Annotated in this window: 8 protein-coding genes, 1 tRNA gene, 2 pseudogenes and 1 riboswitch; of the genes and pseudogenes, 6 read left to right on the plus strand and 5 right to left on the minus strand. The window is 42.4% G+C overall.

The genetic code is table 11. The annotated features are described in order from the left end of the window. Positions 1–23 precede the first annotated feature (23 nt). Positions 24–2,102, plus strand: coding sequence for a BamA/OMP85 family outer membrane protein (locus F8R90_RS20490; protein WP_196512211.1), 2,079 nt, complete (start codon positions 24–26; stop codon positions 2,100–2,102). A gap of 23 nt (positions 2,103–2,125) precedes the next feature. Here the strand turns inward: F8R90_RS20490 and F8R90_RS20495 are convergent, their stop codons facing one another. Continuing rightward, positions 2,126–2,863: a DUF3598 family protein gene (locus F8R90_RS20495; RefSeq protein WP_196512212.1), complete on the minus strand. Its 738-nt coding sequence runs from the start codon at positions 2,861–2,863 to the stop codon at positions 2,126–2,128. Positions 2,864–3,271: 408 nt separating this feature from the next. Here F8R90_RS20495 and F8R90_RS20500 point away from each other — a divergent pair, with 408 nt between their 5' ends. Further along, positions 3,272–4,873 carry a serine/threonine protein kinase gene (locus F8R90_RS20500; RefSeq protein WP_196512213.1) on the plus strand — a complete coding sequence of 534 codons (1,602 nt, stop codon included), beginning with the start codon at positions 3,272–3,274 and terminating at the stop codon, positions 4,871–4,873. 119 nt (positions 4,874–4,992) lie between these two features. On the opposite strand, the gene F8R90_RS20505 is transcribed toward F8R90_RS20500, so the two are convergent. After that, on the minus strand, positions 4,993–6,165 hold the full coding sequence (locus F8R90_RS20505; protein ID WP_196512214.1) for a CapA family protein: 1,173 nt from the start codon (positions 6,163–6,165) through the stop codon (positions 4,993–4,995). A 191-nt stretch (positions 6,166–6,356) separates the two neighbouring features. Then, positions 6,357–6,441, minus strand: a tRNA-Ser gene (locus F8R90_RS20510). A gap of 239 nt (positions 6,442–6,680) precedes the next feature. Then, positions 6,681–6,824: riboswitch (cobalamin riboswitch) on the plus strand. Between the two features lie 398 nt (positions 6,825–7,222). Here F8R90_RS20510 and F8R90_RS20515 point away from each other — a divergent pair. From F8R90_RS20515 to F8R90_RS20530, 4 genes and pseudogenes are all read left to right on the plus strand, one after another. After that, positions 7,223–7,480, plus strand: a pseudogene (locus F8R90_RS20515) (DUF1636 domain-containing protein); the annotation flags it as partial. 10 nt (positions 7,481–7,490) lie between these two features. Continuing rightward, positions 7,491–7,955, plus strand: coding sequence for a hypothetical protein (locus tag F8R90_RS20520; RefSeq protein ID WP_196512216.1), 465 nt, complete (start codon positions 7,491–7,493; stop codon positions 7,953–7,955). A gap of 12 nt (positions 7,956–7,967) precedes the next feature. Then, on the plus strand, positions 7,968–8,834 hold the full coding sequence (locus tag F8R90_RS20525) for a class I SAM-dependent methyltransferase (protein ID WP_196512217.1): 867 nt from the start codon (positions 7,968–7,970) through the stop codon (positions 8,832–8,834). A gap of 215 nt (positions 8,835–9,049) precedes the next feature. After that, positions 9,050–10,054, plus strand: coding sequence for a 2-hydroxyacid dehydrogenase (locus tag F8R90_RS20530; protein WP_190895634.1), 1,005 nt, complete (start codon positions 9,050–9,052; stop codon positions 10,052–10,054). 39 nt (positions 10,055–10,093) lie between these two features. Here the strand turns inward: F8R90_RS20530 and F8R90_RS20535 are convergent, their stop codons facing one another. After that, positions 10,094–10,246, minus strand: a complete 153-nt coding sequence (locus tag F8R90_RS20535; RefSeq protein ID WP_196512222.1) for a hypothetical protein — start codon at positions 10,244–10,246, stop codon at positions 10,094–10,096. A 118-nt stretch (positions 10,247–10,364) separates the two neighbouring features. Next, positions 10,365–10,578 (minus strand): annotated as a pseudogene (locus F8R90_RS20540) (IS630 family transposase); the annotation flags it as partial.

Raw genomic sequence — 10,578 nt, forward strand, 5'->3', positions numbered from 1 at the left:
CCCAGTTAATTAGGTTAAATATTATGCGAGTTTCTGCTACTGCTATTTTTACTTTAGCTACTTTAGCTACTGCCAATATTACTCAGCAAGCAACTGCTGCACCGACTAAAACCGTTACTCCAACTGCAAAAGCTGGTAACTTGGTGGTGCCGATTATTGAAGACACTCCCGCACGGGTAGAGACAATTGCTTCTCCAGAAACTATAGTTGCACAACAATTTTCCCAAAATCCCGTCGCCGTGCAAACAGGTGCAAACAAAAATTCCACAGTAGTCTTAAAGTCAGCAAAAGAGTTAATTTCCCAAGTCACCCTCCCGATTTCCCCCACCTCTCCTGCTCCCTCATCTCTCAAAACCCCTAATACTGAAAGCAATTTAGTAGTCACAGCTACAGATGTACAGGTAGTGGGAGCCAATCAAGAATTGCAGGATATCATTCGCAAAGTCATTAAAACTCAGGCGGGTGGAGAAACCAGTCAAAGCCAGCTACAAAAAGATGTAACTGCAATTTTGGATACAGGTTTATTTAGCAATGCCAGTGTAAATAGCTTTAGCACACAGACTGGATTGAATGTAGTTTATCAAGTGCAACCGGTGATTGTGCGATCGCTGCAATTATCTGGCGCTAAAGTACTTACTTTCCAAGTAGCCCAACAACGGTTGCAATCTCAGATTGGAACCACCATCAGTCCTGCTGGACTCCAGCAAGCAGTAGCACAAATTAATAAGTGGTACGCCGACAATGGTTATAACTTAGCACGGGTGTTATCAATTAAACCCAATACTCAAGGTATTCTCACTGTGAATGTCGCTGAAGGCTTGGTGAGTGATATCAAATTTCGCTTTGTCAACGACGAGGGTAAAACTGTTGATAGCAAGGGTAATCCCGTGGGAGGACGCACTAAACCAGATTTCCTCCAACAGCAACTCAAGCTAAAACCTGGACAAATATTCCAAGAAAATGTAGTTAAACAAGACATACAACAGCTATATCGGACTGGTTTATTTGAGACTGTGAATGTTGCCTTAGAAGGAGATGCGACCAAACTAGATTTAGTTTACCAACTCAAAGAAACTGGGGCGCGTGGTGTTAATTTGGGTGGTAGTTACAATGCTGATCAGGGATTAACAGGCACAATTAGCTATCAAGATCAGAATGTCGGCGGTATTAATGATACTTTAGGTGTGAATCTTGCTGTAAGTAGCCGAGACTTGCAGTTTAATAGCAAATTTATCAGTCCCTATCGGACAACTAACCCCGATCGCTTGGGGTACACTGTGAATGGTTTTCGTAATCGGGAAATTTCGGAAACTTTTGATGACAAGATTACGCTAGCTAACGGCGATAAAGTTCGGGAAGGTCAAATTGGCGGAAGTTTCAGCTTACAGCGACCAATTGACGACTGGAACACCTCTTTAGGATTAAACTATACCCAAACTAGTATTCGCGATCGCCAAGGTAATATTACCTCAACCGACGCTCAAGGCAATCCCCTATCTGCGAGTGGAACTGGCGTTGATGACTTAACTACCGTATCCTTCACCGCCACCAAAGACCAACGAGATAACGCCACCAATCCAACTCAAGGTTCCGTTTTGAGTTTGAGTACAGAACAATCTGTGCCCATCGGTCAAGGTAATATTTCCCTAAATCGCCTCAAAGCCAATTACAGCCAATATTTGCCAGTGCAGTTATTTAACACCAAACAGCCACAAGTATTTGCTGTGAATCTGCAAGCTGGTACTGTTATTGGTAATTTACCACCCTACGAAAGCTTTAACTTGGGTGGTACCAACTCAGTACGCGGTTACGATTCTGGAGATGTAGGGAGTGGTCGCAGTTATGTGTTAGCTTCCGCAGAATATCGTTTTCCCGTCTTACCAATAGTAGGGGGTGTATTATTTGCCGACTTTGCCTCAGACTTAGGTTCTGGTGATACTGTATTGGGAGATCCAGCGGGTGTGCGGGGCAAACAAGGGTATGGTTTTGGTTATGGGGCTGGAGTGCGATTAAATTCACCACTAGGTTTAATCCGGGCTGACTATGGCATTAATGACCAGGGAGAAAGCAAGGTGCATCTAGGCATCGGTCAGCGATTTTAAGAGGATTTCTTCTCTGCTTACCATCAGCGATTAAATACTTCTAAGGTAAAGCTTGTAAACCCAGATATGTCGAAATGGCGAACACCTCGCAGCAATAAAGTAGAATTTACCAGCCATTCTGTCACCAGAAAAAACTCTGTTTCACTCTCTATATATTTTGGGATAGTGATTGATACGCCATCTTTCAAGCGCAAGGTGAGATAATTCTTATTTAAATCTTCTAGTTGTATCCATGAAGTTGAAACTGCGGGTGACACTATACACTCAGGTGACATTTTGGTAATTATTCCTTGCCAACCACTTAATTGATTTGCAGGAGGTAGAGGAGGTTCATCGGCTTTTCCTCCCAAGTGTTCAGAAATTATCAAAATATCTAAAGTACCATTTTCGTTGTATCTGGCAACTGCACTCCTACGCCTATCTTGATGCTTAAAACCAGTCTCAAAAAAGAACACTGAGCCAGATTTTACTTCTTGAGAACCCCATGAAAAACTATCGCTCAAATGAAGCGATCTTATGTGAGGTTTTTTATGTGGGCCATAGGTTTCTAATTTGTTTGCTCCATCAGCATAAGTAGAATAATTCTGATGATTCATTTCACTTTCATCACTGCTTAAATGGAAGCTTCTAACACATTGATGAGAGCGAATTAATTCGCCCTCCAAATTGTAAACGTTCCAAGTTCCATGCCAGTCTCCAATATGACTGCAAAAATTTTCCCAGTTTTGCAGTTGGGCGTTTGTTATGGTGTCTGAATTCATTGCTAGCTGTTGTCTAGATTGTTATTTGCTATCAACAGTAATAATCATATAGGAAGCCTAAATAATATGTTAAAAATTTTAAGTAATATAGGTTAGGTAGCTCTTTGGGATTGTAGCAACTAGCATGTAAAGTCGTAGTTCCTCACTGATATCACGGACGTGGGAGACAGCTTGAGCCTGTTTGCTCCTTTAGGATTTCTTGTCTCTCGCGTTATCCTATGAAAAAGATAAAACTATTGCGATCAGGGGAAGGTTTTCCCGCTTAGGGAATTCCAACAACCAAATCATCCCGTAAGATAGACAAGCGAAAACCCTGCCCAAAAATATGGGAAAATTTTTTGGAAATTCCCCAAGACTCAAAACTCGCTATTTATCTGCTCACTCAGGACTCAGAAATCAGGACTCTTTATGTTAGCAGGCACAATTTTGCAGGATGGAAAATATACCCTAATTCAAGAAATAGGGCGGGGTGGCTTTGGCATTACGTTTAAAGCTACGCATCACTACTTAGGTCACGAGGTGGTGATGAAAACCATCAATGAACGGCTGCGACAACATCCTGATTTTGCGAAATTCGAGCGCCAATTCCAAGATGAAGCCAGACGATTAGCTACGTGTATTCACCCAAATATAGTTCGAGTCAGTGACTTTTTTGTGGAAGCTGGACTGCCTTACATGGTGATGGAATACATTCCTGGCGAAACCTTGGGAGACGCATTTGTATTACCAGGGATACCTTTACCTGAAGCCACAGCAATTCATTACATCCGGCAAATTGGGGCAGCCTTGCAGGTAGTACATAACAATGGTTTGTTACATCGAGATATCAAGCCAGATAATATTATCCTTCGTCAAGGAACCCAGGAAGTAGTACTGATTGATTTTGGCATTGCCAGGGAATTTAATGGCGGCGTGAGGCAGACCCACACGGGCCTGGTTTCTGAGGGCTATTCTCCAATTGAGCAGTACTTGACGCAAGCGCCGCGCACACCCGCCACGGATGTTTATGGTTTAGCCGCAACCTTGTATGCACTGTTAACAGCCCAAGTTCCTATGCCAGCATTATTGCGCGATCGCGAGCAAATGCCTTCCCCCCGCGAACTACAACCACACTTGAGTGCTTCTGTCAACCAGGCCGTAATGCGCGGTATGGCGGTAGAGTCTCGTTTTCGGCCAGCGACAGTTGCTGAATGGTTACAACTGCTACCTGGAAATGGGCCGAATATGACACCGCAAGCCCTACCCACTTATGCAGTACCAACTGTCAATTTATCTGCCCAACAGGCAGCAACTTTAATTGGGAAAACTGCCCAAAATCGCATTCATCAACCATCTGCGTTGGCACAGCCCAACCCAGGCATGACTAAGGGAAATGTACTAACAAAAAAGCTGGGGTCATCTAAAATATTTATAGGTTTAGGTGTAGCACTGGTTGCTGCTACAGCAGGTTTTGGCATCACTAGCATCTTACCTAAATCTCAGCCGCAGCCAACCGCAAAGCCGCTTTTTGAACAGCCAACTCAAGAACCAGCCGCGAAAGTACCTAGCCTAGAGAATGGTGAAGAGACTAACACCACCTCAAGAACCGAATCAGCCCCTGTTTCTAATTCCAAGCAGCGTCGGCGTAATCGTCGTTCTTCCCCACAAGAAACTCCCAGCAGCCCTACACAAGAATCACAACGCGGCGATTTGGAGCAATCCACACCTTCACCTAGCGTTTCCCCCACACCCTCGCTAGTCGAAAAACTACGGGCGATCCGTTCATCTCGTAATGCTTCCCCCGCACCATTGCCACAAAATAACTTACCCGCTTCTAATCAGAATTCTGCTTCCCCTCAACTGGTGATTCCGTCAAATTCTGTGGTTATACCAGCAGTACCACCGACAGAATCTAAACAGTCAGATCCTTCTGCTGTAGTAGTACCAACACTGGAAAAGCAAAATTCTCCGACTGATAGTCAACCCCTGAATGAGCAGAAATTTCAGGAAAAGCTAGAAGATGATAATTAGTCAATTAGTCAATTTTAGATTTTTTCTTCAATATAAAATCCAAAATTTACAATCTACAATTGAACGCCTCTTGCCAATATAAGAGCAGCTTTTTCTTTCTTGTTTCATCTTTAGCTAAATTATTTAAGCTTCTGTACAATAACTTCCCCCTTCTTATTAATCTTCAACGGATTTTTGGGAAAAGCTTGATTATTCAAATAACGCATAAGTTTCACAGTCTGAAAACGCTGATCAATTTGAGGGATTCCCTGCCGATCCATCCGCACGGGGATAATTTTACTTGATACCAAATCTCCCGCAGAGTTAAGTTTGACTTCTAGAATCATAGAGTCACCCGTCTGGGCATTTGTAGATAAAGTTCGATATCCCAAAAAGTTTCCTAAAGAATAGGCGATGATTTTTCCCTTGTAGATTTCCATCGCTCTCGGAACATGAGGCCCATGTCCTAGTACTAAATCTGCTCCTGCATCAATCATGTTTCGAGCAAACTTGATCGAATTACCTCGGTTTTCTCCATAAAAAAACTCTGTCTGATTCTTAACATGTAGTGCCCCCGTTCCTTCGGCTCCAGCGTGCATCGATACTACTACAATGTTGGCCTTATTTTTAGCTTCTGTTATGAGTGCTTGGGCTGCTCCTAAATTATGAATAGAATTATACATTTCATAAGGAGAAAACCCCACCATTGCCACGGGGATATTGTTAGCTTCTAAATAAAGAATTTGATTTTTATGACCTAATGTTGCAATGCCTACAGCCTCAAGATTTTTCTTTGTATCTTTGAACCCTACCGGGCCGAAGTCCATTGCATGGTTATTCGCCATATTAAACACATTAAAACCAGCCTCAGCAAATAGCTGGGCATATCCCGGTGGGGAACGAAAGGCAAAGACTTGTCCTCGACTAATATCTTTGGCAGTGTAGGGATAATTAGTTAAGCTACTTTCAAAGTTACCAAACAGGATATCAGATCCCTGCAAGTGAGTTCTTACTGACTTTGGTAATAATTGATCTCGAAACCGAGGTAATCTATGGTTAGGGAAATTAGTGCCGGGAATAATATCTCCAACGGCTTTGATAGTAATAGTTTCTGGAAAGGTTTGTTCTTCTGTTGTTGATGGCGTAAGTTCAGGGATAGCTAATGGAAATTGCACAGGCTCGGTAGGTGTAGTAGCAGCGTTTAATCGCTGTGATTGCCCAAGCCGGATAACGACTCCTATACTAATACCCAGATATAAACAGATGCTGATAAAACTAAATGAGAGCACTCTCGCCATGCTGCGATTTGCCATCGTTCACTCCTCACACAATGGCATTAGTTTATCCCAAAAATCTATCCTAACGGTGTATATTTTAGTGTAGTTGGGTAATATTTGGCTAAGTAAATACTGAAGTATAATCTCGTATACTTATAAATAATCATACCTGCCAGCTATGAAGCCAAACATTATCGCTTTGTCCAGTTCTTTAGAAATCTTTTAAACGGAGAGGGGGGGATTCGAACCCCCGTTGGGTTTCCCCAAAACGCATTTCGAGTGCGTCACCATGAACCGCTCGGACACCTCTCCAGTTATATTATTCACACATTTGAGTATTCAAATGGCATGAAGTAAGGTACATTTTACCATATTTCCTATACTACTATAACATTATCGTTTTATCTGCGTAACGGAATGCTTCGGGAACGCCCAAGCCAAAGACATTTACCATCATCGTGGTTGCTGCAATTACCTAGTGAGTCAATGACACCCACAGATGTATTTATATAGAGCCATGAAAAAACTGTCTGAACTATTGAACGGTGATATACTTAAAAAATTCACTCGGTTCTAGTAGAGGTCAGCCACTAGAGGAAACGGGGAAAGTCCGGTGTAAATCCGGCGCTGTCCCGCAGCTGTGATGAGACTCATGTCTCAGAGTCAGAATGCCCGCCGAAGTTGACTTATAAGTTCTACACGTCTGCGAGGTACAGATGAACAAAAGTATAAATATTTCTACCATTAGTCAGTCTCACTTCTTTAAAGAGCCAGAGATTCGCTACAGAAGATTATGGCTTGCTACGAGACGATAGACAGTTAATTTATGGTATAAATTGCACCTCTAATTGTAGCTATCAATTGTGCTAGTTTTTCTAGGCACAAGTATTGGTGCTACTAAGCTGTTACGCATTTAATTTGTACATTTACCTGATGACTGATGACTGTTAACCGTCAACAGTCATCAGTTAACGACCATCAAGAGTGTTTATATACTTTAGACGCGCATCAGCTTAGTTAATTGTTGCTAATACAACTATTTTCATGTAAATAGCTCACGCTGTAAGGGGATAGTCAACTTAGAGCCAGAGCAAAATGCATGAGTGCTTGTAACTATTCTTGTGTTGTTGCGTTTACAGCAGAAGGGAAATCAACCTATCTGTTTGGCGATTTACCCGTTGATGGCTGTGCATCTGCTGTACTGGAATGTGCAAGTCAATATTACACCAAGTCTGATGGTTTACTGTCTTGCTCAAAACAACCTGAACCTTTGAAAACGGGTATTTTAGCAAAGATTCCACCACTAAATAAGTGGGCAAAATTAAACATAAGTTGTTGTAAAGTTCTATAGGAGGAAACAAATGCGACCGGAAAAGAGTGTCTGGCAAGGAAATTTTGGCTACTGGCAAAACAGCTTTATTCACACTAATCTGCTGGTAATAGGTTACACAGCATGGAAAGGATTTCAGTCATTTGGGCGGGGGGTTGTAATTTGTGATGTGGATACTCAAGTTACTCATCCTTCAATTACAAGTCTCGATACGGTTCCTTTCACTATCCAATTTCTTCCTTGTGATCTGATTGGGTTTTATTTGCGATCGCGTCAGGGTTGTGGGACAATCTCGCAATCAATTAGCTCATCAATGATTTCATCCATCCTCTCAGCAGTTGCAATATACAATCCCCATCAAGATATTCTTCTGGTGCTAAAGGCTGATCCTCAAATTGAGGTCAATTTCTTACACCAGCTAAAAATTACTCCACCCGATTGCTACGAACAAGTTTGCAAACGTTGGGAAGAATTTCAACCAAGCTTAATGCCTTAAAACTTAGCCTCAATGCAAAAACCAAAATCAATCAACATTTCCAAACCAACTCGCTACCAAAATGCGGCGATAGATTATTACATGGGACTCACAGATTCCTCTTATCTGCATTACGGGTATTGGGAGCCACTACCTACTAAGGGTGAGGAATTGACCCTAACTCGCCTGCGTGCGGCTCAAGAAGCCTATGCAGCGAAGCTTTTGAGTTTTATTCCAGAGTGTACCAAAACTGTGATTGATATAGGTTGCGGTATTGGTGGTAACGCGGCATTTTTGTGCGATCGCGGCTTTATTGTTGAGGGATTAGCACCCGATGCACTCCAACAAGAGAAGTTTATCAAGAATACGAACGGGCAAGTGCCTTTTTACTTAACCAGATTTGAAGATTTTCACACCTCACACTCCTATGACCTAGTTCTGTTCAGTGAAAGTAGCCAATATATTGCTGTTGACGATTTGGCTCAAGGTGCAGCTCGTTTATTAAATAGTGGTGGCTATCTATTGCTTGCGGATATGATGCGCTCTGATGCTGGATATAGAGAGGGCATTTTTTCTAATTGTCATGTCGCTAGCGAGCTTCAGGTGGCCTTGCAACAGGCTGGATTCAAGTTAATTAAGACTGAAGACATTTCCACCCAAGTTGCACCAACGATTGACTTGTGTGTTGATAACTTTCGGACTTTTGGGCTAACTACCGTCAAATATATTGCAGATTTGGTAGCGATCGCAGTCCCACCATTACATGCGATCGGTCGTTTAGCATTCAAACGCTGGCTGGAAAAGCCCATTGTCGAAGGGTTAGCAGCACGCAGCATTTTTGATAGCCATCTCTGTTATAAAATCGAACTCTGGCAGTTATCAATTCATCAGGGGAATTGAGTGTTTGAGCTTAAATTAACACCACTCTCTAATCCCCATTCAATTTGAATTCTAAATTTTTGCTTTAGTTATGAAATCGCTTGCACAAGAAGCAATCCTAAAGACTGACAATGTTCAAAAGTGCGATGCCAAATAGACCGTCGTAGACATTGCTTCTTTAACTGTCAAGGTATCATGTAGTCGAACATTGTGGAGCATACAGCTTGAGGTTTTGCATGAAAGTAGCAGTCTTCAGTACAAAAGTCTATGATCGGCAGTTTTTATCAGCTGCAAATTCTCCCACCCAACACGAATTAGTATTTTTTGAACCTCGTTTAAATCGGGATACAGCTATCCTCGCCGCCGGATTTCCGGCGGTTTGCGTATTTGTACATGATCAGGTTGACGCGCAAACTTTAGAGCTTATCGCCTCACGGGGAACTAGGCTGGTTGTCCTTCGCTGTGCAGGGTTTAACAATGTAGACTTACAAGCCGCAGCGGACTTAGGAATTACCGTTGTCCGTGTTCCCGCCTATTCACCATATGGGGTAGCAGAACATGCTGTAGGATTAATTTTAAGCCTGAATCGCAAAATTCATCGTGCCTATAACCGTGTCCGAGAAGGCAATTTTTCTCTAGATGGACTATTAGGATTTAACTTGTATGAGCGCACAGTCGGGATTGTCGGTACCGGCAAAATTGGTCTGATTTTAGGACAGATTATGAAGGGGTTTGGCTGTGAACTACTTGCCTATGACGTTTATCGCAATCCAGAATTGGAGGCGCTAGGTGGAAAGTATGTAGAACTACCTGAGCTATTTGCCAACTCGGATATTATCTCCCTGCATTGCCCCCTGACTCCCGAAACGCATCACTTGATTAACGCTGAGGCTATAGAACAGATTAAGTCAGGCGTGATGCTAATTAACACTAGCCGAGGAGCGCTAATTGATACCCTAGCAGTGATTGAGGGATTGAAGTCTGGCAAGATTGGCTATCTTGGTGTGGATGTCTACGAACAAGAATCGGAATTGTTCTTTGAGGATTTGTCTGGCGAAATTATTCAAGATGATATTTTCCAACGTCTGACGACGTTCCCCAATGTACTCATTACCGGACATCAAGCCTTTTTTACATCAGAAGCTCTCCGCAATATTGCAGAAACAACTTTTGCTAATATTGCTGATGTTGAACAGGGTCGTTCCTGTCCAAATGAAATTCGCGCTCAAGCGTCAGCTTAGATAATGCTTGGCGATCGCAATTTTAACTAAAATCACCAGTCAATCCTCATCATCGGGTAGATTCTCCATTTCCTCAATAATTAGCGTCTGAAAATCTTTGTCACAATGATTATGCAGATGAACCGCAGCAGCTAAAAGTTCTGCGAGAATTTCAGCTTGTTGGTTAACAGTTAAACTAGTGGTCTGTCCCATTAATTTTGAGGGGGTTGAGAAACGAACCGCAAAGGACGCAAAGGGCGCAAAGGAAGAAAAATTAAGAATGAGTTTACCGATCATATTTAATGAGACAGACCACTAGTGGTCTGTCCCATTAATTTTGCGGGGTTGGATAAATCTTTGACAGCTTAACTCTGGCATCTTCTGTACGAAAACGCCAATCTACACGAACTTGATTAATATTGCGATCGCACTCCCAAGCCGAGACCTGTTTTTCTAAAGTTTCAATATTCGGAATTCTTCGTTGGAGACATTGACGGACAAGTACAGATAGCTCTGATTCAACCATATTTAACCAACTCCCATGT

It is taken from the genome of Nostoc sp. NZL (assembly GCF_015714705.1).
Classification (GTDB): domain Bacteria; phylum Cyanobacteriota; class Cyanobacteriia; order Cyanobacteriales; family Nostocaceae; genus Nostoc; species Nostoc foliaceum_A.